The sequence below is a fragment of the Ancylobacter radicis genome (assembly GCF_018449475.1).
GTDB lineage: Bacteria > Pseudomonadota > Alphaproteobacteria > Rhizobiales > Xanthobacteraceae > Ancylobacter > Ancylobacter radicis.
This window is the reverse complement of sequence record NZ_JAHCQH010000004.1, coordinates 120,226-143,272: the sequence shown is the minus strand read 5'-3', so window position 1 is coordinate 143,272 and position 23,047 is coordinate 120,226. Positions and strand designations below refer to the sequence as shown.

The 23,047-nt window shown below is 64.5% G+C and carries 17 protein-coding genes, 1 tRNA gene and 1 pseudogene; 4 read left to right on the top strand and 15 right to left on the bottom strand.

All coding sequences use genetic code 11. From position 1 onward, the window contains the following. Positions 1-6: 6 nt before the first annotated feature. Positions 7-996, bottom strand: a complete 990-nt coding sequence (locus KIP89_RS00890; RefSeq protein ID WP_213753528.1) for a threonine ammonia-lyase — start codon at positions 994-996, stop codon at positions 7-9. Between the two features lie 167 nt (positions 997-1,163). On the opposite strand from KIP89_RS00890, the gene KIP89_RS00885 reads away from it, so the two are divergent. Continuing rightward, positions 1,164-1,784 (top strand): helix-turn-helix domain-containing protein, encoded by a 621-nt coding sequence (locus KIP89_RS00885; RefSeq protein WP_213753527.1) that lies wholly within the window; start codon positions 1,164-1,166, stop codon positions 1,782-1,784. 64 nt (positions 1,785-1,848) lie between these two features. Here KIP89_RS00885 and KIP89_RS00880 read toward each other — a convergent pair whose 3' ends face one another. The 7 genes from KIP89_RS00880 to pncB form a co-directional block, all read right to left on the bottom strand. Beyond that, positions 1,849-5,022 (bottom strand): efflux RND transporter permease subunit, encoded by a 3,174-nt coding sequence (locus KIP89_RS00880; RefSeq protein WP_213753526.1) that lies wholly within the window; start codon positions 5,020-5,022, stop codon positions 1,849-1,851. A gap of 17 nt (positions 5,023-5,039) precedes the next feature. Beyond that, complete coding sequence (locus tag KIP89_RS00875; protein ID WP_213753525.1) at positions 5,040-6,257, bottom strand: efflux RND transporter periplasmic adaptor subunit; 1,218 nt, start codon at positions 6,255-6,257, stop codon at positions 5,040-5,042. A 126-nt stretch (positions 6,258-6,383) separates the two neighbouring features. Further along, positions 6,384-7,937, bottom strand: a complete 1,554-nt coding sequence (murJ, locus tag KIP89_RS00870) for a murein biosynthesis integral membrane protein MurJ (RefSeq protein WP_213753524.1) — start codon at positions 7,935-7,937, stop codon at positions 6,384-6,386. 80 nt (positions 7,938-8,017) lie between these two features. After that, on the bottom strand, positions 8,018-9,187 hold the full coding sequence (locus KIP89_RS00865) for a DegT/DnrJ/EryC1/StrS family aminotransferase (protein ID WP_213753523.1): 1,170 nt from the start codon (positions 9,185-9,187) through the stop codon (positions 8,018-8,020). 13 nt (positions 9,188-9,200) lie between these two features. Further along, on the bottom strand, positions 9,201-10,199 hold the full coding sequence (locus KIP89_RS00860; RefSeq protein WP_213753522.1) for a Gfo/Idh/MocA family protein: 999 nt from the start codon (positions 10,197-10,199) through the stop codon (positions 9,201-9,203). Between the two features lie 163 nt (positions 10,200-10,362). Next, positions 10,363-11,667, bottom strand: a complete 1,305-nt coding sequence (locus KIP89_RS00855) for an SH3 domain-containing protein (RefSeq protein ID WP_213753521.1) — start codon at positions 11,665-11,667, stop codon at positions 10,363-10,365. 383 nt (positions 11,668-12,050) lie between these two features. Continuing rightward, positions 12,051-13,343 (bottom strand): nicotinate phosphoribosyltransferase, encoded by a 1,293-nt coding sequence (gene pncB, locus KIP89_RS00850; RefSeq protein ID WP_213753520.1) that lies wholly within the window; start codon positions 13,341-13,343, stop codon positions 12,051-12,053. Between the two features lie 203 nt (positions 13,344-13,546). Between pncB and KIP89_RS00845 the strand changes: the two genes are divergently transcribed. Next, complete coding sequence (locus tag KIP89_RS00845; RefSeq protein ID WP_213753519.1) at positions 13,547-14,644, top strand: alkene reductase; 1,098 nt, start codon at positions 13,547-13,549, stop codon at positions 14,642-14,644. Between the two features lie 60 nt (positions 14,645-14,704). On the opposite strand, the gene KIP89_RS00840 is transcribed toward KIP89_RS00845, so the two are convergent. The 7 genes from KIP89_RS00840 to KIP89_RS00810 all read right to left on the bottom strand — a co-directional run bounded on the left by KIP89_RS00840 (position 14,705) and on the right by KIP89_RS00810 (position 20,812). Further along, the gene (locus KIP89_RS00840; RefSeq protein WP_213753518.1) at positions 14,705-15,595 is read right to left on the bottom strand and encodes a transglutaminase family protein; all 891 of its coding nucleotides are present in this window, start codon (positions 15,593-15,595) and stop codon (positions 14,705-14,707) included. 21 nt (positions 15,596-15,616) lie between these two features. Beyond that, entirely contained in the window at positions 15,617-15,880 is a 264-nt protein-coding gene (locus tag KIP89_RS00835; protein WP_213753517.1) for a hypothetical protein, read from the bottom strand. A gap of 367 nt (positions 15,881-16,247) precedes the next feature. After that, complete coding sequence (locus tag KIP89_RS00830) at positions 16,248-17,459, bottom strand: GGDEF domain-containing protein (protein ID WP_213753516.1); 1,212 nt, start codon at positions 17,457-17,459, stop codon at positions 16,248-16,250. Between the two features lie 116 nt (positions 17,460-17,575). Then, a tRNA-Lys gene (locus KIP89_RS00825) sits at positions 17,576-17,651 on the bottom strand. A gap of 90 nt (positions 17,652-17,741) precedes the next feature. After that, complete coding sequence (locus KIP89_RS00820) at positions 17,742-19,241, bottom strand: tripartite tricarboxylate transporter permease (RefSeq protein ID WP_213753515.1); 1,500 nt, start codon at positions 19,239-19,241, stop codon at positions 17,742-17,744. 15 nt (positions 19,242-19,256) lie between these two features. Continuing rightward, positions 19,257-19,736, bottom strand: a complete 480-nt coding sequence (locus tag KIP89_RS00815) for a tripartite tricarboxylate transporter TctB family protein (RefSeq protein ID WP_213753514.1) — start codon at positions 19,734-19,736, stop codon at positions 19,257-19,259. An 89-nt stretch (positions 19,737-19,825) separates the two neighbouring features. Continuing rightward, positions 19,826-20,812 (bottom strand): tripartite tricarboxylate transporter substrate-binding protein, encoded by a 987-nt coding sequence (locus tag KIP89_RS00810; protein ID WP_213753513.1) that lies wholly within the window; start codon positions 20,810-20,812, stop codon positions 19,826-19,828. Positions 20,813-21,016: 204 nt separating this feature from the next. Between KIP89_RS00810 and pabB the strand changes: the two genes are divergently transcribed. Further along, the gene (pabB, locus tag KIP89_RS00805) at positions 21,017-22,456 is read left to right on the top strand and encodes an aminodeoxychorismate synthase component I (RefSeq protein ID WP_213753512.1); all 1,440 of its coding nucleotides are present in this window, start codon (positions 21,017-21,019) and stop codon (positions 22,454-22,456) included. Beyond that, a pseudogene (locus KIP89_RS00800) lies at positions 22,453-23,013 on the top strand (anthranilate synthase component II); the annotation flags it as partial. The gene pabB and the pseudogene KIP89_RS00800, both read left to right, overlap by 4 nt. Positions 23,014-23,047 lie beyond the last annotated feature (34 nt).

Genomic DNA, 23,047 nt, shown 5'->3' with positions numbered 1-23,047 from the left:
TGCCTCTTAGGCAGCGGAGAGGCACTGGGCGAAGACCGTCGCGTCGACATTACCGCCGGACAGCACGATAGCCCCAATTTTACCTGTCAGATCAACGCGCCCGGCCAGCACCGCGGCAAGTGCCACGGCCCCGCCGGGCTCGACCACGATCTTCAGTTCCTCGAATGCGAAGGCGACGGCGCGCGCCACTTCCTCGTCCGTCGCGGAGACGCCCTCGCCGACAATGCGGGAGCTGATCTCGAAAGTGAGCTTGCCCGGCGTCGCCGCCAGCAGCGCGTCGCAGATCGAGCCGCTTACCTGATTGTTGCGCTCGCGCCCGCCGGACCGGAAGGAGCGTGCGTGATCGTCGAACCCGGCCGGCTCCGCCGTCATCACCCGCGCCTCGGGAAAGCGATCCTTGACGGCCAGCGCAATGCCGGAGACAAGCCCCCCGCCCGAGGCATTGGCGATCACTACATCGGGCGCCAGACCGAGTGCCGCGAGATCCTGTGCGATCTCCAGACCGACGGTGCCCTGACCCGCGATGACGTAGAAATCATCATAGGGCGGCACGAAGATCGCCCCGCGCTCGCGGGCGATCGCGCCGGCAATGGCGTCGCGATCATCATGCTCACGGTCGTACTCGACCACTTCTCCACCAAAGGCAATCGTCCGGGCCTTCTTCATGGCCGGCGCATTGTTCGGCATCACGATTACTGAGGACATGCCCATCAAGGTCGCCGCCGCGGCCACGCCCTGTGCGTGGTTGCCCGAGGAACAGGCCACCACGCCCCCTGCCCGCTGGTCGGCCGGAATGCGCGAGATGCGATTATACGCTCCGCGGAATTTGAAGGAGCCTGTGCGCTGCAACGGTTCCGGCTTGAGAAAAATGCGTCCCCCCGTCAACTCGTCGAGCTTCAATGATGTCATGAGTGGCGTGCGCACGGCCACAGGAGCAAGCCGCTCGGCGGCGGAGAGAATGTCGTCGATAGTCGGGAGGGCGTTGGACTGCATCATTTTATGAGTTTAGTCCGGGTCGAGGCGACGCGCATCCCCATTCCATGGTCATCCGGTGTGGGGCACTGCACAACAAGCCGGGACAAAAGCCTCACACAAGCTTGGCATGCTTGCGCCGCCTGGCTCCTGCACCCTAAGTTCCAGGATCAACGAGGGATATGAGAGACATGTCGGGCCGCACGCGCAGTCTCGATCGGATTGGCATGGAAGCCGGCGCCCAGGCGATCACCGGCCAGCTTGGCCGCACCATCCAGCGGCTGCGCAAGGCCTATAATCTCTCGCTCTCGGAACTGTCCGAGCAGTCTGGCGTCGCCAAATCCATCATCAGCCAGATCGAGCGGAACGAGACAAACCCTACCCTCGCCACGGTCTGGCGGCTGTCGCAGGCGCTCGACGTCTCCATTGACCGCTTCATGGCGGCGACGGACGATGAACCTTTTGTCGAGCACCTCACCCGCGCCGACACGCCCATTCTCCTCTCGGAGGATGGCAAGTGCCGACTGACCATCACCGGCTGGATCAAGACGGTGGAATGGCTGCAATGGTTCGACTTCGTCGCGGAGCCGGGCGGCGAGCTGATCTCGGACGGCCACCAGCGCGGCTCCATCGAGTGTCTGTCCGTGCTCTCCGGCGAGTTGCAGGTGGAATGCGCGGATGTGATCGAGGTCGCCCGCGCCGGCGAGACGCTGCGCTACCGGTGCGACCGGCGCCATGTCATTCGCAATCTCGGCAGCGAGCCGGCCCAGGCCACCATGGTGTGCCTGCTCAAGGCGGCCGTGCTCGACTGAGACCCGCGCTACTGCCGTTATGAAAAAGGCGCCCCAGCGGGCGCCTTTTTGCTGTGTAGCCGCCTTAATGCGGCAAGCTGGCCGCCTGCTCGCGCGCACGCGCCCGCCGCCGCTCGCCAAAGCCGGCAATCCAGCGACTGACAACATAGAAAGTGGGCGTGAAAAGAAGGCCGAATATCGTCACGCCGATCATGCCGGAGAACACGGCCGTACCAAGCGCCTGTCGGAGTTCAGAGCCCGCCCCCGTCGCCCAGACCAGCGGCACGACGCCGAGGATGAAGGCGAGCGACGTCATGATGATCGGGCGCAGGCGCAGCTGCGCGGCATGGGTGGCCGCCGTGAAGCGATCCTCACCGCGATCCTCCAATTGCTTGGCGAATTCCACGATCAGAATCGCATTCTTCGCCGCCAGACCGATCAGCACGATGAAGCCGACCTGACTGAGAATGTTGTTGTCCTGCCCACGCAGCAGAATGCCCACCACGGCAGCGATCAGACACATCGGCACGATCAGAATGACCGCGAGCGGGAGTGTCAGGCTTTCATACTGCGCCGCCAGCACGAGGAAGACGAACACGACGCCAAGCCCAAAGGCAAAGATGGCCGTGTTGCCCGCCCGCACCTGCTGATACGCAAGTGCCGTCCATTCATAGGCGAAGCCGTCCGGCAGGGTCTCGGTGGCGATCTGCTGCATGAGCTGGATCGCCTGCCCTTGCGATATGCCGGCCACGTCGCCGTCGAGCTCGGCGGCGGGGTAGAGATTGTAACGCGGCACGCGATAGGGACCGGAGATGTCCTGCACCGTGGTGAAGGAGCCGAACGGCACGGTCTGCCCGGCGGCGTTCTTCACCCGTAATTGCAGCACATCCTCCGGGGTCAGGCGATAAGGCGCATCAGCCTGCGCCTGAACGCGGTACGTGCGGCCGAACAGGTTGAAATCGTTGACGTAGCTCGAGCCGATATAGGTTTGCAGCGTCGAGAACACGTCCGCCATGTTGACGCCGAGCAGTTGCGCCTTGGTGCGGTCGATATCGAGGAACAGCTGCGGCGTCGATGTCTCGAACAGCGAATAGACCTGCTTGAGGCCCGGCGTCTGGTTGGCGCGGCCCATCATCGCATAGACGGCACCCTGCAGCGCCTGATAGCCGCGCCCGCCGCGATCCTCGATCATCATGCGGTAGCCGCCGGCATTGCCGATGCCCTGCACGGGCGGCGGCATGACGACGATCATGAACGCTTCCTGGATCGGCGCGAGCTTGCCGAAGAGTTGCCCCTGGATCGCCGCCGCCGACTGTCCGGGATGCTCCGCACGCTCGGCGGCCGGTCCCAGAATGACGAACATCGCGCCCGCATTCGGCGCGTTGGTGAAGGTCGCGCCCGAGAAGCCGACGATGTTGACCACGTGAGCCACGCCCGGGGTCGCCAGCACTTCCTTAGCCGCGCGCGTCATCACCTCATTGGTGCGCGCGAGCGAGGCGCCGCCCGGCAACTGCGCGGCAACGATGAGATAGCCGCGATCCTGCGCCGGGATGAAACCCTGCGGCGTCATCGAGAACAGCTTGAAGCCGCCCGCCAGTATCGCGACGTAGACCACCAGGACGACGATGGCGAAGCGCACCAGCCGGCTGGTGAGCCAGCCATAACCGCGGGAGACACCGTCAAAGCCCTTGTTGAAATAATGGAAGAACCCGGTGATGGGGCGAGCATACCAAGCCGGCTTGTGATCCGGCCCCTTGTGCGGCTTCAGCAGGAGCGCACACAGCGCAGGAGAGAGAGTCAGCGAGACCAGCAGCGAGATCAGCGTCGAACCGGCGATGGTGAGCGCAAACTGGCGGTAGAACTCGCCGGAAATGCCGGTGATGAAGGCCGAGGGAATGAACACCGAGGCCAGCACGAGCGAAATGGCAACAAGCGCACCGCCGACCTCATCCATGGTCTTGTAGGCGGCATCGCGCGGGCTGAGCCCGGTCGAGATATTGTGCTCGACGCTTTCCACCACAACGATCGCGTCGTCGACGACGATGCCGATGGCAAGGACCAGGCCGAACAGGGAGAGGTTGTTCAGCGAGAATCCGAACAGGCTCATGATGAAGAAGGTGCCGATCAGCGACACCGGAATAGCGATGATCGGAATGATCGCCGCACGCCAGCTTTGCAGGAACAGCATCACCACGATCACGACGAGAATGATCGCCTCGAAGATCGTGTGCTCGACCGCGCGCACGGATTCGGCGATGAACTGCGTCGGATTATAGGCGGTTGAATAGACGATGCCGGACGGGAAGCTTTTGGCGATTTCCTTGACCTGGCGCTCGATCGCCTCGCCCGTGGCGAGTGCGTTGGAGCCCGGCAACTGGAAGATGCCCAGCGACACCGATGGCTTGGAGTCGAAATACGAAATCGAGGAACTGTCCTGCGCGGCGATCTCGATACGTGCAACGTCACGCAACCGCACCACGGCATTGCCGCTCTGGCGCACGACGATGTTGCCGAACTCCTCCGGTGTCGATAGACGCCCGAGCGTGCGCACCGCGACCTGGAAAGCGAGCTGCTTTTCCACCGGAGGGGAGTTCAGCACACCTGAGGCGACCTGAAGGTTTTGGGCCTCAAGCGCGGCCGTCACATCCGTTGCGGTAAGGCTCAACGCCTGCAGCTTCAACGGATCGAGCCAGACCTGCATCGCATAGTCACGCGAGCCGAACACCGTGATGGAGCCGACGCCCGGCACACGTTGGAGCTGATCCTTGATCTGCAGATTGGCGTAGTTGGATATGAACAGCGAGTCGCGGGTGTCGTCCGGCGAGAACAGGCTGACCACCATCAGCATATCCGGCGACGACTTGGCCACCGTCACGCCGATCTGCTGCACCTCCTGCGGCAGGCGCGGAGTTGCCGTAGACACGCGGTTCTGCACCTGAACCTGCGCAATATCGAGGTCGGTGCCGATATCGAAGGTGACCGCGATGGAGAAGCGCCCATCCGCCGTCGAGTTCGAGGAGATGTAGAGCATCCCCTCGACACCGTTAATCTGCTGCTCGATGGGCGCGACAACCGTGTCGGCCACCGTCTCCGCGGACGCGCCGGGATACTGGCCCGACACGTTCACGACCGGCGGCGCAATGTCGGGATACTGAGCGACCGGCAGCGCGACATAGGCCACGCCGCCGAGGATCATGACGATGACCGAAACGACCGAGGCGAAGATCGGGCGGTCAATGAAGAAATGGGAGAAGCGCATGATCGTTTCTCCCGCGATCAGTTGGCGGGCTTGGCGGCAGGCGCTTGCGTCCCGGCGCCGGCGGCCGGGGCCGCAGGCTCCTCGGGCTTGCCGACAACCTTCGCACCCGGACGGATGCGGACCAGACCATTGACCACCACCAGATCATCCTTGGTGAGGCCACTATTGATGATCCGCAAGCCATCGCTCAACCGACCAAGCGTGACATATTTCATCTGCGGCACCTGAGGCTCATCGCCCGGCTGCATCACATAGACAAATTTGCGGGTCTGCTCCGTGCCGATGGCGGCGTCCGGCACCAGGACAGCCTCATGGGGCACGGAGGACGGCACGCGCACACGCCCGAACATGCCCGGCGTGAAGATGCCATCGGGATTGGCGAACTGCGCCCGGCCGCGGATCGTGCCGGTTTCGGTGCTGATCTGGTTATCGACGAAATTCAGCGTTCCCTTGTAGGAAAAGCTCTTCTCGTCGATCAGCCCAAGCTCGACCGGAATGGGTTTGCCGGTATCGCCCATCTGCTTGGCCATGCGCTGGTAACGCAGATAGGAGGCTTCGTCATAGGTGAACTCGAAATAGATCGGATCCATCGAGACAATGGTGGCCAGAAGTGTATTGGTGTTGGTGCCGCCCGCACCGCCCGTCACCAGATTGCCAACCGAGACCTTGCGATCGCCAATACGACCGGTGACCGGCGAGCGAAGCTCGGTGAATTCGAGGTCGAGCTGGGCGGAATGAACCTGCGCCTGAGCCGCCGCCACGCTGGCACGCGCCGAACGCTCGGTCTGCAGGCGCTGGTCAAAGGTCTGTTTGGAGATGGCGGTGGAGACACGGTCCTCGATCAGCGTCTGCGCGCGCTGGAGGTCCGACTGCGCGAAATCGAGATCCGCCTGCGCCTTGTCCAGATTGGCCTGCGCCTGATCAAGCGCCACCTGGAACGGCCGCTTGTCGATGCTGAAGAGGAGTTCCCCCTGCTTCACGAGCTGGCCATCGGTGAAATTGATCGACTGCAGATAGCCGGAGACCCTCGCATAGACCTGAACCAGGTCCACGGCGGTGAAGCGGCCGACATACTCGTCATAATCAGTGACAGTGCGCACACTCGGCTTGGCCACAGTGACCGCAGCAGCCGGCGGCGCCGCCGGCTGAGCCTGCTTCTGCTCGGAACAGCCGGCCAGAGCGAGAACGGCCGTGATGAGAGCAAAGAGGGGAAAGCGCGGCAACGCTGCAGTCATGCGATTCTCTCCGAGAACGTCAGTCGGACAGCCCCTGTATGGCTGCCGCACGATACGCGCCGCCCCGCATCGGGCGCCCATCTTCGGGAGCCACTAGCACAGTTTTGCTGCACTGCGTAATCAATATCACGGAGCGATAGCGGGCGGCCTTGGTGGGCGCAGCAGGGTACGAAGATAGGCTGGCCCGAGCAGTAATCCAACCAGCGCCGCATAGACCAACGCAGCCGCCGCGATACACAGGGCGAGCAGCCCCTCATCCTGACCGCGGTCCAAATTCGCAAACACGCGAACGCCAAAATGGCCGGCGAAATATAGCGTTGCTGCGAGGGCAAGTGCGATCAGTCCAAGCACGGGCAGCTTGCGCCAAAGCTGTTCGTCACCGCATTCATAACCGCGCCGGTGCGCCAGAAAGCCAAGAGCGAGGACGGTGATCCAGCCCCCGATCGAGGTCGCGAAGGCGAGCCCTACCTGGGCATAGTCATCAATCAGCACGATCTTCAACGCGATGTTGATGACCGCCGCCCCGAGCGTCGCCATGACCGGCGTACGGGTGTCGCCACGCGCATAGAAGGGCGCGGAGATCGACCGGAGGATGACAAAGGGCACCAGTCCTATGCCGTAGGCCGCCAGCGTCGCCCCGGCGGCAGCCGCCGCCTCGGCCGTGAACGCCCCGCGCAGGAACAGTCCGCGCATGATGATCTCCGGGATCGTCAGCGACGCCGCGAGGAAAGGCAGCGCGAGGAGGATGGTAAGCTCGATGGCCCGGGACTGGGCATGGCGTGCCCCGGCATAATCCTCCGCCGCGATGCGGCGTGAGAGCTCCGGGAGAAGCACGATACCGGCCGCGATACCGATCACGCCGATCGGCAGTTGGTTGATACGGTCGGCATAGAACAGCGCCGCGATCGCCCCCTGAGGCAAGAAGGAGGCGATGATCGTGTCGGCGAAGATGGAGAGTTGCACCCCAGCCGAACCGATGATCGCCGGTCCGAGCGCCAGCAGGAACCGGCGCATTTCGGGATCGAGCCGGGGCCGGCCGAAGCGCGGTCCAAGTCCGTGCCGCTCCGCGTCGAACACCAGCAGCGCCACTTGCAGGAAGCCGGAGATCAGTACACCCCAGGCTGCGGCATCGCCCGCGGTCGGAAACAGACCGACGACGCTCAACGTACCGATCATCGCGACATTGAGCAGGATCGAGGCCGCTGCTGCCGCCCAGAAGCGGTCATTGGCGTTGAGCACGCCACCGACCAGCGTCACGACGGCGATCAAGCCGAGATAGGGGAAGGTGATGCGCGTGAAATCGACGGTGAGCGCGAACCGCTCGGGATCATCAGCCAATCCCGGCGCCAGCACGGAGACCACCCAGTCGGTCGCGGCAAGCGCGAAGGCGAGCAGGGCGAGTTGCACCAGCACCACCGCCGTGAGGATGCCATTGGCGAACTGACGGGCGCTGCCATCGCCCAGCACCGTCTTCACCCGCGCATAAGCGGGGATGAAGGCGGTGTTGAACGCGCCTTCCGCGAAGATCGAGCGAAAATGGTTCGGTAGCCGGAAGGCGATATAGAAGGCGTCCGCCACCGGCCCGGCGCCGAGCACCGCCGCCATCATGATGTCACGCACGAAGCCGGTCAGGCGCGAGAGAAGCGTCCAGCCGCCGACGGAGAAGATGCTGCGAATCATGGCGCGGGCTTGCTGGTCACGAAAAGGGCCGGCGGAAGCTAGCCCCGTCGGCCCCTGACTGCCAGCCCTGTACTGCTGCGTCAGGCGCCGAGCGCCCGACGGACGGCGGCGATGACCCGTTCCTGGCTCGCCTCGTCGAGATAAGCATGCATCGGCAGGCTGATGACCTCGCCGCAGAGCTTCTCGCAGACCGGCAAGCCGTTTCCGGCGGCGGGATACTGCGCATAGGCCGGCTGGCGGTGCATCGGGATGCGGTAATAAACGGCGGTCGGCACGCCTTCCTTCTGAAGGGCGGCGGCGAGGCCATCGCGCACGCCATGCGGAAGGCGGATCGTGTACTGCGCCCAGACCGAAGTCGCACGCGGATCCACCGCAGGAACGACGCACACGTCCTTCAGCGCCTCATTGTAGCGGGTGGCGACGCGCTGGCGGGCGGCGATCTCATCCTCGAAAATGCTGAGCTTTTCGAGAAGGATGGCCGCCTGGATGGTGTCGAGGCGGCCGGTCATGCCGATGCGGACATTCTCATATTTGTCGACACCCTGGCCATGCTCGCGCACGCTCTTCAGCACGGGCACAAGATCGTCGTCATCGGTGAATACGGCACCGCCGTCGCCGAAGCAGCCGAGCGGCTTGGCCGGGAAGAAGCTGGTCGCTGAGGCGTCCCCGAACGAGCCGGTGCGCTTGCCGTTCCAGGTGGCGCCAAAGCCCTGCGCCGTGTCGCACAGGATCTTCAGATCATGTGCCTTGGCGATGACCTCGATCGCATCGAGATCGGCCGGTTGGCCGAACAGATCGACCGGGATCACCACACGCGGGTTAAGTCCGCGATCCGTGGCGACCTTGATGGCGGCCTCCAAGCTCGCCGGATCCATATTGAACGTATCGTCCAGCACATCGACGAAGACAGGCGTTGCCCCTACCCACGGCACAACCTCGGCGGTGGCGCAGAAGGTGAAGGCGGGGCAGAACACCGCGTCGCCGGCCTTCACGCCCCAGGCCATGAGGATCATCGCCAGCGCGTCCGTGCCGCTGGAGCAGGAGATCGCGTGCTTGGCGCCGGCGAAAGCGGCAAGCTGGGTTTCCAGCTCGGTCACTTCCGGACCATTCACGAAGCGACAGTGGTTCAGTACCCGCGTCACCGCCTCGTCGATACGCGAGCCGAGGCGGGCGCGCTGGGAGGCGACGTCGATGAAGGGAATCGGCGGCAGGGAGGCGGACACGGTCTCGGTCTTCACATGCGAATTCATTCGATGGTCTCGCTCAGCCGGCGGCGACAACGCGCAGGGGCGTCTCGGGGGCCGATTTCGGGGCGGGGAAGTGTTCGAGGCACCGCATGGCGGTCGCGATGGCGGCAACGCCGTCCTCACCTGAGACCGCCGGGTCGCGGTCGCCGCGCACCGCTTCGAGGAAGCGGGTCAGTTCAACGCGCAGCGGCTCGGCATAGGCGACCGGCAGATGCCGCATCGAGTAGCTGCCATCCGGCTTGTAGTCGAAGCACTCCGTCACCTGCCGGGTCAGCAGGTCGCCGATGACATATTTGTTGCGGGTAGCGACATGCACGGTGCGCGCCTTGAAGGGCGTCAGCCAGTTGGTGTTGATGTGCGCCAGTACGCCATTGGCCGTGCGGAACTGAAGCAGGGCAATGTCTTCGCGGTCGGCCACCGCCGCCTTCACCTGCGGCTGCACGTCGACGATGTGCGAACCCGTGAAGTGACAGATCAGGTCGATGTCGTGCACGGCGAGGTCGATCACCACGCCGACATTGGACATGCGCGGGGGGAACGGGCCGACACGGGTAATGCCGATGGAGAGGATCTCTTCGCCGCGAATGGCATTTTTCACGGCCTCGACAGCCGGATTGAACCGCTCGACATGGCCCACCATGAGAGCAAGGCCCTTCGCCTTGGCAGCGGCGACAATGGCCTCGGCTTCGGCAACGGTCGGGGCAATAGGCTTCTCGACCAGAACATGCTTGCCGGCGTTGATCGCCGCCAGCGCCACATCGTGGTGAAGATGGGTGGGAGCGGCCACCACCAACGCGTCGACGCCAAGCTCGATCAGATCGCCGATGCTCGCCACCGCGTTGCAGCCGAGCATGGCCGCCACCTTGGCACGCTGCGCCTCGTCCGGATCAGCAATGCCGACCAGTTCGGCGCCGGGAAGGTCGCAGAGCACGCGCGCATGATTGTAGCCCATGACGCCGACGCCGATGACGCCGACGCGGATAGGAGCTTTTTCCGCAGCCGTGCTTTGAGCCATTGATCTGACCTCGTGACGAAATTGCCAATGAAACGTTCCGGTCGCGGTCTAACACGCGCCCCGAAACGTGACGAGCCAAGCCACGCATGTTCTGCGCCGGCGCCGGCTCAACAATTGATTCAGGTTGTTACCGAGGCGCCTATCTCAAGGCAGGACGTCACGCTCAGGGCGTGACCGTCTCCATCGGCTTCAGCGCCGAGACATCGACGAAGCTCTTGTAGATGAAGCCGCGCTTGCCGTCGGCAATCACTTCGCACCAGCCGGAGCACGCCACGAGATCGACCTTCTGGCCGCCGGGCAGATTGGCGATGGGAGCTGCGCCCTTCTTCGGCGCCGCACGCATCGTCACCGGCGAGCGAAGGGTGATGGTGCCCACCGGATCACCGCCGAAACCAGTGGCAGCCGTGTCGGAAGGCCCATCCTCCTCGGCGACGGCCGCCGTATCGCTGTCGGTCGGGGCCGTCGGTTCGGCCGACGCCACATGCTTGACGGGGGCCGGCGGCGGCAGCGGCGCCTGCTTCGGCAGGCTCACGGCTTTGGGCTGGGCCGAGGCGAGAGCCTCCGTGTTCTGGGCATCGGCCTCACCCGTCGGCGCAAAGGCGGTCATGCCGGGTATGTTGGCAGGTACCGGCGTCGTTTCGAACAGCGGTTCGGCATTGCGCAGTGTCGGCTGCGGCACTTCAGCTACCACAGCGGATACGCTCGGAGCCGTACTTGCGGCGGGCGCGGACGCAATGGGGAACGGCTCGGCGGGACCGGCTTCCGCGCTTTCCGTGGCAGCGACCATCGCCAGCGGCGCTGAGGGGGCCACGCTGGCAATGGCCGCGTTGCCGATGGCCTCAGGGGCGACCTTGGCCTCTTCACGCCCGACAACCGACTGCAGAGCCACGGCGCCACCGCCCGCGATCGCCATGCAGATGGCGAGCACACCGAGGCGCTGCCACGTAAAGGCATCCTTGGACGCGGCACGGCGCCGGCGCGCCGGCGCTTCACCTTCTGCGCAGCGCCCGACAACGCCAAAGCCCCGCCGCCGTGATTCGGTCGTCGAGGAATCGGAAATCGGCTGCTGTACGGGACGCAGTGCGGCGGGCCGAAGCTGATCGGGCACAGGCTGCGCCTCGGACGATAGCGGCGCTACGGGCGTCTGGAGTTCGGCCTTGGGCCGGACGGGAAACATGTCGCGCACGTCACCCAAAGCGGCGATTCGGGTGCGGACCTCGGAATAGGGAGCTGGCGCCGGACGCTCCGATGGCTCGCGCCGCACGACCAAGGGGCGTGCAGGCTCATCCACGGAACGGGGATCGGCACCGGCGTGCCCGCTCACAGACGCGCCTGTAGACGACACCAACTGAGCATCGCCGCCACGTGTGGCCTTCTCCTGCTCCAGAGCATTCAGAATGGCGCGAAAATCTTTGACCAGCGTGGACGATAGTCCCGAACCGCGCGGCTCCTGCGATGAGGTCGGCATGGCGCGGGTCACTCGGCGAACGTCGTCAGCGGGAACGCGGCTTTCGAGCGGCAACGGCCGACGGGCTCACACATCATGACGACAGTCTCAGCATTGGATCGGGTCTCCCGGCGGCTGTGCCCGAAGGCCGTCCCCGCCATCCACTCGGCTTCGCAGTGCTCGACACTCCGCATGCGTAACTTCCGTTCTGTGGCGGGCCTCCGCAGACCCGCTGACACTACTCAACTACTTCCCGCACGCTCCGGCGCCACACTAACCGCATTGGGTCGGTTGATGCAAGAAAGCAACATGGCTAGTTTTTCAACATGACGCGCGATTGCGGCAACTCTTGGCCCACCCACGCGACGGTTCCGCACACGCGATTTTAATACCTCTCTGGGCGCTCAGACCGCGACCTCCCGACGGTCCTCCTCCACGGCATGGAACACGCGCCGATATCGGGCGATTTCGTCCGCCGGCCCCATGGCCTTGGTCGCATTGTCGGAGAGCTTCACAGTGGGGCGGCCATCGGCCGAGATGACCTTGCAAACGATGGAGATCGGGTCCAGCCGGCCGTCGCGGGCAAATCCCCGGAAATCGTTGGTCAACAGCGTGCCCCAGCCGAAACCCATGCGCATCCGCCCCTGGAAGTGCCGATAAATTCGCTCGATATCGGCGATGTCCAGCGCATCGGAAAAAATCGCGAGTTTTGTGCGTGGATCCTGCCCGCGGGAGGTCCACCAGGCGATCGCCTCCTCCCCACCCTCGATCGGCTCCTTGCTGTCGATTCGGATACCCGTCCAATTGGCGACCCAGTCGGGCGCCATGGCGAGAAAGTTCGTGGTTCCGAAGGTATCGGGCAGGATCACCCGCAGATTGCCCTCATAGTCCTTCTGCCAGTCTGACAGCACCTTGTAGGGCGCCCTGGCGAGTTCCTCGTCGGAATCGGCGAGCGCGGCATAGACCATGGGTAGTTCATGGGCGTTGGTGCCGGTGGCCTCCACCTCGCGCCGCATGGCGATCAGGCAGTTCGACGTCCCCAGGAAACTCTCTCCGAGCCCCTCCATCATCGCCTGCACGCACCAGTCCTGCCACAAGAAGCCGTGCCGGCGACGGGTTCCGAAGTCGGCGACATTGACGCCGCCGAGCGCCTTGAGACGCTCCACCTTTTCCCATACGCGGGTCATCGCCCGGGCATACAGAACCTGAAGCTCGAAGCGCCCCATGCTGCGCAGCACCGCGCGCGATCGAAGCTCATTGATGATGGCAAGGGCGGGGATTTCCCACATTGTGGTCTCGATCCACGGCCCTTCAAACGTCAGCTCATACTGCCCGTCGCGCCTCTCCAGATGATAGGCGGGGAAGCGGAAATTCTCGAACCAGGCCATGAAGTCCGGGGAGAACATCTGACGCTTGCCGTAGAACATGTTGCCGCGCAGCCAGGTCGATTCCCCGCGCGTCAGCGACAGGGACCGCACATGGTCGAGCTGCTCGCGCAGTTCCCCCTCATCGACAAAATCCGCGATGCGAATCCGCGCCGTGCGGTTGATGATGCCAAAGGTGACCCGCGTCTGGAAATGCCGCCGATAGATCGTCTGCGCCATCAGCAGCTTGTAGAAATCGGTGTCGAGCACCGATCGAACGATCGGGTCGATCTTCCAAGTGTGATTGTAGACGCGCGAGGCGATATCGATCATGCGGGACTGCCCTGTTGGCCGGCATTCCCCTTCTAGTGCATTGGAATGCCAATGTGCAGGGCAACGGTAAATGCCGGGACCGAACAGTTGGCAGAAACGCAGAGCGTGCGTTGCAACAATGCGCGTTTCGCAGCCCCTTCCGTCCGCCGAAACGATGACTACGTGAGCAGGGATAGTCATCCTCCGACAGGACAGGAATTTTCATGAGCCCCACGCCGTCGCTCTTCGACACCTACCGTCTCGGCGAAATCACCCTGGCAAATCGGGTCGTCATGGCACCTCTGACGCGCAACCGCGCAGTGGAAGGCCTCGTCCCCTCCCCGCTGGCGGTGGAATATTATGCCCAGCGCGCCTCCGCAGGCCTCATCATCACCGAGGCTACGCAGGTCTCGGCGACCGCACAGGGTTATCAGGATACGCCCGGCCTGTTCACCGAGGCGCAGATCGAGGGCTGGAAGAAGATCACGGACGCCGTGCACGCCAAGGGCGGGCATATTTTTGTCCAGCTCTGGCATGTCGGCCGCGTCTCGCATCGTTCGCTGCAGCCGGGCGGCGCCGCGCCGCTTGCTCCCTCCGCCATCCGCGCCGAGACGAAAACCTATGTGAACAATGGGTTTTCCGAGGTCGACGAGCCTCGCGCGCTGGAAACCCGCGAAATTCCCGGCATCATCGATGATTTCCGCCGCGCGGCGGCAAATGCGATCCGCGCCGGCTTCGATGGCGTGGAAATCCATGCGGCCAATGGTTATCTGATCGACCAGTTCCTGCGCGACAGCGCCAACCAGCGCACCGACCAATATGGCGGCTCGATCGAGAACCGCGTCCGCTTCCTCAAGGAGATCATGGAGGCGGTGACGGTCGAGATCGGTGCCAGCCGTACCGGCGTCCGCATCTCCCCGGTGACTCCGGCGAACGGCCTCTCGGACAGTGATCCCGCGGCTCTCTTTGCCCATGTGATGGACGTGCTGGAAGCCATCAAGCCGGTCTATGTCCACATGATCGAAGGCGCGACCGGCGGGCCGCGCGACATCGTGCCCGGCTTCGATTTCGAAGCCCTGCACAAGCGTTACAGCGGTACCTGGATGGTCAATAACGGTTACGACAAGGCCATGGCCGAAGACGTCGTAGCCAACGGCAAGGCCGATCTCGTGGCCTTCGGCAAACCATTCATCTCCAGCCCGGATGCCGTGGAACGCCTGCGCCTCGGTGCCGCGTTCAACGAGCTTGACCGCGATCACCTCTATGGCGGTGGCGCCAAGGGGTACATCGACTACCCCACGCTGGAACAGACCGGCGCCTGACGACGCCCGGGGCCTGCCTGATTCAGGGCAGGCCCCTCTCGCGATCGGACGGGCCTGAAATCAGGCGGCCAAGGGTGCGGCTTGCGCCCGCACGGACACATTGACCACCATGCCGAGATAGTCACCCGTCAGCCCGGTGAAGCCGCCGGCCACCGGAACGGCCTGGCTTGGATCACGCGTCACCGCAACACGGATCAGGTTATCGGCGGCGATCGTGCCGTTGGTGGGATCGAACTCCACCCAGCCGGCGCCGGGCAGATAGATATCCGCCCAGGCATGGGTTGCACCTGCCCCAACAACACCGGGGGCGTCACCGTCGAGCGCCGGATCGTACAGATAGCCCGTCACGAAGCGCGCGCCGAAACCGAGGGCCCGCGCAGCCTCAATGAGAAGAAGCGCAAAATCACGGCAGGATCCGGTGCCCAGACGCAGCGTCTCCAGCGGCGGCTGCGTGCCCTGCTCGTGGCGGACCTGATAGCCGAACCCCTGGTGAATGCTGTTGTTGAGATCGGTCAACAGCGCCATCGTGTCTGTCGGCCGGCTGGCGATAAATCCCTTCGCCCACTGCTCCAGCTGCCCGACGGGGTCGGGATAGTGAGGTTCGAGCATTCGCCCGAGATCGGTGCGATCATCTGGGGAATAGACGAAGGGGTATTCCTTGGCCGCGTCGTCGAGCTCAAAATCGAGACCACCCGTCCCGTAACGCTCGATCGTAAGGACGCTTTCGACCTTCAACTCGTTGGACGGCTCGAGAAACTCGACCATCGCAACGGAATTGCCGAAGACATCATGCAGCCAGCGCACATTAGCGTGCGGCCAGAGTGTCAGCTCCGCCGCCACCAGACGCAGATCATGGCTGTCGCGCGGACGCAGCATCAGCTTGTGCGGCTGGAAGACCACGGGATTGGCATAAGTGTAGTGCGTCAGATGGCGCACAGTGAGTGTCTGCATAATGACCTTTCCGATCGTAGCTCAGCGCGGGAGCAAACGCCCGATCGCGTAGCCGACAACGGCCGTCGCCAGCAGCATGTTGAATGAATAACGCCGGCCAGTGCCAGAAGCCGCGTCCTCAGTCATCGCCGCGGCGCTCTTGACCGGGCGAGGTGCAAGGGTTGACGACGCGCCGCTGCCGGTCGTCCTCGTGCTCCCAAAGGACTCACCGGATACGGCCTGATAAGCGCCCGAAGCGCCGGGAATTTTTTCCGTGCCGTTCGAAGTCGTGTCGTTATTGGCCATATCGCTGTCCTCCGGTCGAATGCCCGCGCCGGACAACGCGGCAGTCGCCGTTTGGTTCGCGGGGCCCTTCACATGCGGCCGGCCAGAAAGGCGATCATCTCCATAGGGCCGCGCGCCCGGAACAGGGTGACCCTTCGCCCTCCGCACATATCGCAACGCAGACGCGGGGCCGGCTCGGCGGGATCAAGCTCGGCAAGCGCCGCTGCATCGCCCTGACCGAGCGCGGACCGCCGCCCACAGCGTTGGCAATGGGCACAGATCATCGAAAGCGTATGGGAAATGGCAATGTCCTCCGGTCGGCGGCGCTTCCGGCTTACCGCTCGGCTCGCTGGGTATGATTCTAGCACAGTGGAGGCGAGAAGAGCGTTCACGAGCCGTCGACAACCAGGCAGCCGCGCCCCGCCGCCTTGGCCCGGTAAAGCGCGCGATCGCTGCGGCTCAGCAAAGCGTCCACATCCTGCTCTCCCGGCAGGCTGGTGGCGAGCCCGATGCTGACCGAGATGTCGATGGCGAGCCCGGCACTGGTGATGATTGGCCGGCACAATTCGCGCAGCAGACGCTGCCCGGCAATCTGCGCCTCAACACCGCCCATGCCGATGAGGAGAACCGCAAACTCCTCGCCCCCGATACGGGCGAGCACATCGGCGCCCCGCAACAGCGCATGACAACGCTGCGCGATCGCACGCAGCACTTCATCGCCGATCGGGTGACCGAAGCGATCATTGATCGACTTGAAATGATCGATGTCGATCGACAGCAGCGAACAGACCGGCCCTCCCGCAAGGGCCTTCTCCAACGCGCCGCCAATTTCCTGCAGCAGCCGGCGCCGATTCCAGACGCCGGTGAGCGGATCGGAAACGGCAAGTTGGCGCAGATGCTCCTCGCTCTGGCGCTGTGCAGTCACATCCCACCAGGTCAGCAGGAAAAAATCGCCGACGAAGCGGTAGCGGAACTGGACGATGCGGCGAACATCGTCGCGGCACTGCACGGCCCATTCACTGAACTGGATGACAGAACGGTCCTGCCGCGCGGCCTTCGTTTTTGAAAGCCATTCGGCAAATACCGCTGCCCGCTCCACAGGATCAGGAAAGCCGAGTTCCCACCATTCATCGTGATGAACGATCGCCTTTTCCTCATAGAGGAACATCTCGTCAGAGACCTGATTGTAGAACAGGCTGTTGAAGTCAAGATCGTAGATCTCCAGCGCCACCGGCAATTTGTCGAGGATTTCGGTCGCCTGGTCATTGGGCAGTCGACCTGGCCCCTCGCGGAGGGTGATCAGCCGATGCATGTCGGTCAGGTGACGCAGGCCGCAATGCAGGCGCCGGCTCGCGCCATCCTGCGCGATGATGTCAATCTCGAACTGGGCCTGCAGTGTTTCCGGCTCGGCCATCCAGGCCCGCTCCATTACAGAGCAATCCGGCATCTGACCGATCTCGGCGAGCAACGGGCCGGGTTCGCAATTCAGCAAGGGTTGGTCCATCAGCGCCGTCGCCGCGGCATTCGCTGCCACGACCCGGACCTGAGGCCCTTCCACCACAAGAAGCGGACGATCAGTCCGGTGAATCCAATCGAACATTTCCAGACGCTAGCGCGGCTACAGTCAATTGGAGTGGTATCGGGGGAAGGCCATCCATGGCCTGATAACTAAATCGCTTGCCGACACCGGTCCAGAATTTCATTCCTGGGAGGATATGGTGGGCGCACTAGGGCTCGAACCTAGGACCCGCTGATTAAGAGTCAGCTGCTCTACCAACTGAGCTATGCGCCCGGACCGTGTGTCTGCGGAACAACGTCCCGCGAACGGGGGGTCATGTAGCAAAGCGATTCCGGCCTGTCTACACCCTCCCGCTATTTGTCCTCACTCTTTGAACGCATCCTCGCGCTTCTTGCGCACCGAAGGCAGCAGAACCACGAGCAGCGCGAGCGCGGCAAGCCCCAGCATGGTCGCGGAAATCGGACGGGACACGAACACCAGAGGGTCACCACGGGAGATCAGCATCGCCCGGCGCAAATATTCCTCAAGCATTGGCCCAATGATAAAGCCAAGAAGGAGCGGCGCCGGCTCGCATTGAAGCTTGACCAGCACGTAGCCGATCAAGCCGAAGAGAGCCATGGTGAAGACGTCGAACTCATTGTTGTTGACGCTATAGACGCCAATGCAGCAAAAGCCGACGATCAAAGGGAACAGGATATGGTAGGGCACGGTGAGCAGCCGCACCCAAATGCCGATCAATGGCAGGTTGAGCACCACCAGCAGGAAGTTGCCGATCCACATGGAGGCAACGATACCCCAGAACAGGTTCGGCTGCTCGTTGACCACATTCGGGCCAGGCACGATCCCCTGGATGATGAGTGCGCCGATCATCAGCGCCATCACCGGATTTGACGGAATTCCCAGCGTCAGCATGGGGATAAAGGACGTCTGCGCACCCGCATTGTTGGCCGATTCGGGGCCCGCCACGCCCTCGATCGCGCCTTTGCCGAAGCGTTCGGGGTGGCGCGATATCTTCTTCTCGATGGAATAAGAGGCGAAGGAGGACAGGATCGCCCCGCCGCCCGGCAATATGCCGAGGAAAGAGCCGAGAAAAGTGCCGCGCAGCACCGGGCCGATGATGCGCTTGAAGTCATCCTTGGAGAGCAGCAGGCCCTTCACCTTCTGCACCATGACGGTACGCGTGTGCTCGTCCTCAAGATTTCGGACGATTTCGCCGATGCCGAACACGCCCATGGCGAGGGCGACGAATTCGATCCCGTCAGCGAGTTCGATCACGTCGAAGGTGAAGCGGGGGGTGCCGGTGTAGACATCCTGACCAGAGAGGCCAAGCAGGATACCCAGAACGACCATCGCCAGTGCCTTGATCACGGAGCCCGAGGCGAGCGCGACGGACGCAATAAGCCCAAGAACCATAAGGGCAAAATACTCAGGCGGGCCGAATTTCAAGGCGAGATCGGCGAGCGGCGGGGCGAACACGGCGAGCAGGAAAGTGGCGACCGATCCGGCGAAGAATGAGCCCAGTGCGGCCGTGGCGAGCGCCGTTCCTGCCCGCCCCTGACGGGCCATCTGATAGCCGTCAATGGCGGTGACGACCGAGGAGCTCTCGCCCGGCAGATTGATCAGGATGGCCGTGGTCGAACCGCCATATTGCGCGCCGTAATAGATACCCGACAGCATGATGAGCGCCGCCACAGGCGGCAGGCCGAAGGTGATGGGCAGCAGCATGGCGATGGTCGGCACCGGGCCGAGGCCGGGCAGAACGCCGATCAGCGTACCCAGCAGCACGCCCAGAAAGCAGTAGAGAATGTTCTGGAAGGTGAAGGCGACGGAGAAGCCGAGCGCCAGATTATCAAATATTTCCAAGGGTCTGGCTCCTGATCAATAGCCGCCGAGCCACGGCCCGAGCATGGGCAGAGGCAGGCCGAGGCCCTTGATGAACACGGCCCATGAGAACGCCACCATGATACAGGCGGAGAGCAGGCCGGTGAGGATGTTGAAGCGGGAGCTGGCTAGGGAGGAGACGAACACGGCCAGCCACATCGAGGGGCCGAGGCCGAGGGGGCGGATGCCGAAGCCGAACAATACTACCGCTAGTGTGACGAGGGCGAGGGCCCGCCAGGGCCAGTGCCTGAGGGCGATCGAGCCCTCATCGTCGGAAGGGCGCGTGAGGCCAGTGAGGAGGACGATCAGGCCAAGCAGCGCCAGCAGACCGGCCAGGATCATCGGGAAATAGCCCGGCCCCATGCGGATGGCGCGCCCCATCGGCAGATCCGATCCCTGCCAGACGAAAAACGCGGCGACGGCGATCAGCATCAGCCCTGTCGCGACATTGCGCGGGTTCTTGACGAAACGGACCATAGCCCCCCCTGCACGGCCTTCAGATAAAATGACCCGCCCGCCCGACGGCCTTTCCGGCCTGACGAGCGGGCGGGATGGGTCGGCTCGGATCAGTCGGCGAAGACGCCGGCCTGCTCGATCACCGGCTTCCACTTGGCGACTTCCGCCGCCAGGAACTTCTCGTGCACCTCGGGCGTCGCGCGCTCCAGCGCCACCGGCTCGGTGCCGAGATCGGCGAAGCGGGCGATCACCTTGGGGTCCTGAAGCGCGGTCAACAGCGCGGCGTTGAGCTTGTCGATCGTCACCTTGGGCGTGCCCTTCGGCGCGTACAGGCCGTGCCACACGGCGATCTCGAAGCCCGGCAGCGCGCCTTCCTTGAAGGTCGGGATGTCCGGCAGCGACTTCAGGCGGTTCGGGGTGGTCACGCCATAGGCCTTCACCTTGCCGGCCTTGATCTGGCCGGTGGTGTTGGTGGTCTGGTCGCACATCAGGTCGATCTGCCCGCCGACCAGATCGTTCATCGCCGGGCCGGTGCCCTGATAGGGAACCGTGGTCATCGGGGTGCCGATGGCGGACATGAACAGCATGCCGCACAGATGCGAGGCGGAACCGACGCCGGCATTGCCGTAGATCACCCCGTCCTTCTTCTCCTTCACATAGGCGATGAGGGCGGCGGCGTCCTTGGGCTCAAGCGTCGACTTGCCGATCATGGTCATCGGCACGTCGGTCACGAGGCCGACTTCCTCGAAATCGGTCAGCACATTGTAGGGCAGCTTGCGGTAGAGGGTGGCGGAGGTCGCCTGCCCGATATGGTGCAGCAGGATGGTGTAGCCATCGGGGGCGGCCTTGGCGACCTGGCCCGCGCCACGCGTGCCGCCGGCGCCGCCGACATTCTCGACCACGACCTGCTGGCCGAGCGAACGGGACATCGATTCGGCGATCAGCCGCGCCACCGTGTCGGTCGGCCCGCCAGCGGCGAAGGGCACGATCATCGTCACATTGCGGCTGGGAAAATCCTGGGCCTTCGCGGCGGCAAAGGGCGCTACCGAGAGCGCCAGTGCCGCGAGCGCGATCGCGGCCGATTTCAAATTCCTCATGCGTCCCTCCCGAGACATGTAAAACGCTTGGCACGCTTTGACCGGACGACGTTGCATCCGGCATTTGTGGGCGCTTAAGCCAGCACCCGCATGACACTGCGTCAAGTGGCCCTTTCGGCTTAGTGTTTCGTTCTGGAAGCGGTTTCGGCCCGAGGCAGCGTGGACGATCTAGGAAGCGGCGGCGCGAGCCTCCATATTCGGCGGATGATTCAGGAACCGCCGCCCCTCATTGTCGAGATCGCCTGGCAGGAGCCATGGCAGGCCGCGCGCCGGCTCGGGCGGGCGGATGATGCGCGGGCGGAGGGCCTCGTCTTTCTCGACAGCGCCATGGCGCACCCGCTTCTGGGGCGCTGGTCCTATGTGATGGCGCAGCCCTTCGGCCGCTTCACCGTCGCCGCCGGCATCCCGCGTTGGGATGGCGAGCGTGTTGCTGGCGCGCCGCTGGCGGCGCTGAAGGAGCGCCTCGCCCGCTACGCCCAGCCGCGTCTGCCGGGCGAGGCCGCGTTTCAGGCCGGGGCGGCCGGCTATGTCGCCTATGAGGCCGGACGCCTGTTCGACCGTTTCCCGACGCCGCAGGCCGAACCGGGCGAAGGGCCGGAAATCGACCTCGGCTTCTACGATCTGGTGATCGCCTTCGACACGGTGGCCCGGCGCGGTTTCCTCATTTCCACCGGCTGGCCCGAGGGCGAGCCCGCACGGCGGGCCGCGCGGGCGCGGGAGCGGCTGGCGCAGGCCGGCGAACGCCTTGCCGCCCCCCTGCCCGCCCTCGGCCCGGCGGTGACGGCCACGGGCTGGCGCTCCAATTTCGAGGCGGCAGGCTACCGCGACGCCGTCGCGCAGGTGATCGCCTATATCCGCGCCGGCGACATCTTCCAGGCGAACTTCACCCAGCGGTTTGAATCGCCCCTCGCGATAGCTGGCGGGGCGTTCGATCCGCTGGCGCTCTACGACCAGTTGCGCCGCGCCAACCCGGCCACCTTCGCCGCGCTGATCGTCAATGAGGACCGCGTGATCGCCTCCTCCTCGCCCGAGCGTTTCGTCAAGCTGACGGGGGCGGAGGTCGAGACCCGGCCGATCAAGGGCACGGTGCTGCGCTCGGTGGAGCCGACGCTCGATGCCTTTCGCGGGCGGGAACTGACCGCCAGCGAGAAGGACCGCGCCGAGAACGTGATGATAGTCGACCTGCTGCGCAACGATCTCTCCCGCGTCTGCCGGCCGGGCACGGTGCGGGTGCCGCATCTGTGCGGGCTGGAGACCTATGCCAATGTCCATCACCTCGTCTCGGTGGTGACCGGCACGCTGCAGGAGGGCCGCGACGGGCTCGACCTGATGGCGGCCTCCTTCCCCGGCGGCTCGATCACCGGCGCGCCGAAGATCCGCGCCATGGAGATCATCCGCGAGCTGGAGGGGCGCCCGCGCGGGGTCTATTGCGGCTCCATCGGCTATATCGGCTTTGACGGCACGATGGATTTCAACATCGCCATCCGCACGGTGACGGTGGAGGAGGACGGGGCCGGCCTCACGGCCAGCTTCGGCGTCGGCGGCGGCATCACCGCCCTGTCCGACCCAGCGGCCGAGCATGTGGAAAGCCTGACCAAGGCGGAGCGGCTGTTTCGCGCCTTCCGGCCGGAGGGGCTCGCATGATCCTGCTGATCGACAATTACGACAGCTTCGTCTTCAACGTGGCGCGCTACCTCACCGAACTGGGCGAGGAGGTCGAGGTCGTCCGCAATGACGCGCTGGACGTGGCGACCATCGAGCGGCTGGCGCCGCGGGCGCTGGTGATTTCGCCCGGCCCCTGCTCGCCCAATGAAGCCGGCGTATCGCTCGACGCGGTGCGGGCGCTGTCCGGGCGGCTGCCCATTCTCGGCATCTGCCTCGGCCATCAATGCATCGGGCAGGCTTTTGGCGGGCGCGTGGTGCGGGCGAAGGAGCCGATGCATGGGCGCGCCTCGGCGGTACGCCATGAGGGCCGCGACGTGTTCGCCGGCCTGCCCTCCCCCTTTCCGGCCGGCCGCTATCACTCGCTGGCGGTGGAGTTGGACGAGGGTACGCCGTTGATCGCCACCGCCTGGGCGGAGGATGGCGAGATCATGGGGCTGGCGCACCGCACGCACCCGACCTTCGGCGTGCAGTTCCACCCGGAATCCGTGCTCACCGGGCCGGGCTACGAGATCCTCGCCAATTTCCTCGGGCTCGCCGGGCTCGGCACCCGGACGCCGATGCTCGGCCCCG

What these genes read in the sequence shown, in the direction of transcription:
- pncB (WP_213753520.1), bottom strand. Translation starts at nt 13,343, where the DNA reads ATGATCGATATCGCCTCGCGCGTCTACAATCACACTTGGAAGATCGAC.
- KIP89_RS00815 (WP_213753514.1), bottom strand. Translation starts at nt 19,736, where the DNA reads ATGGTCCGTTTCGTCAAGAACCCGCGCAATGTCGCGACAGGGCTGATG.
- KIP89_RS00875 (WP_213753525.1), bottom strand. Translation starts at nt 6,257, where the DNA reads ATGACTGCAGCGTTGCCGCGCTTTCCCCTCTTTGCTCTCATCACGGCC.
- KIP89_RS00810 (WP_213753513.1), bottom strand. Translation starts at nt 20,812, where the DNA reads ATGAGGAATTTGAAATCGGCCGCGATCGCGCTCGCGGCACTGGCGCTC.
- KIP89_RS00855 (WP_213753521.1), bottom strand. Translation starts at nt 11,667, where the DNA reads ATGCCGACCTCATCGCAGGAGCCGCGCGGTTCGGGACTATCGTCCACG.
- murJ (WP_213753524.1), bottom strand. Translation starts at nt 7,937, where the DNA reads ATGATTCGCAGCATCTTCTCCGTCGGCGGCTGGACGCTTCTCTCGCGC.
- KIP89_RS00845 (WP_213753519.1), top strand. Translation starts at nt 13,547, where the DNA reads ATGAGCCCCACGCCGTCGCTCTTCGACACCTACCGTCTCGGCGAAATC.
- KIP89_RS00860 (WP_213753522.1), bottom strand. Translation starts at nt 10,199, where the DNA reads ATGGCTCAAAGCACGGCTGCGGAAAAAGCTCCTATCCGCGTCGGCGTC.
- pabB (WP_213753512.1), top strand. Translation starts at nt 21,017, where the DNA reads ATGATTCAGGAACCGCCGCCCCTCATTGTCGAGATCGCCTGGCAGGAG.
- KIP89_RS00880 (WP_213753526.1), bottom strand. Translation starts at nt 5,022, where the DNA reads ATGCGCTTCTCCCATTTCTTCATTGACCGCCCGATCTTCGCCTCGGTC.
- KIP89_RS00835 (WP_213753517.1), bottom strand. Translation starts at nt 15,880, where the DNA reads ATGGCCAATAACGACACGACTTCGAACGGCACGGAAAAAATTCCCGGC.
- KIP89_RS00865 (WP_213753523.1), bottom strand. Translation starts at nt 9,187, where the DNA reads ATGAATTCGCATGTGAAGACCGAGACCGTGTCCGCCTCCCTGCCGCCG.
- KIP89_RS00890 (WP_213753528.1), bottom strand. Translation starts at nt 996, where the DNA reads ATGATGCAGTCCAACGCCCTCCCGACTATCGACGACATTCTCTCCGCC.
- KIP89_RS00840 (WP_213753518.1), bottom strand. Translation starts at nt 15,595, where the DNA reads ATGCAGACACTCACTGTGCGCCATCTGACGCACTACACTTATGCCAAT.
- KIP89_RS00830 (WP_213753516.1), bottom strand. Translation starts at nt 17,459, where the DNA reads ATGTTCGATTGGATTCACCGGACTGATCGTCCGCTTCTTGTGGTGGAA.
- KIP89_RS00885 (WP_213753527.1), top strand. Translation starts at nt 1,164, where the DNA reads ATGTCGGGCCGCACGCGCAGTCTCGATCGGATTGGCATGGAAGCCGGC.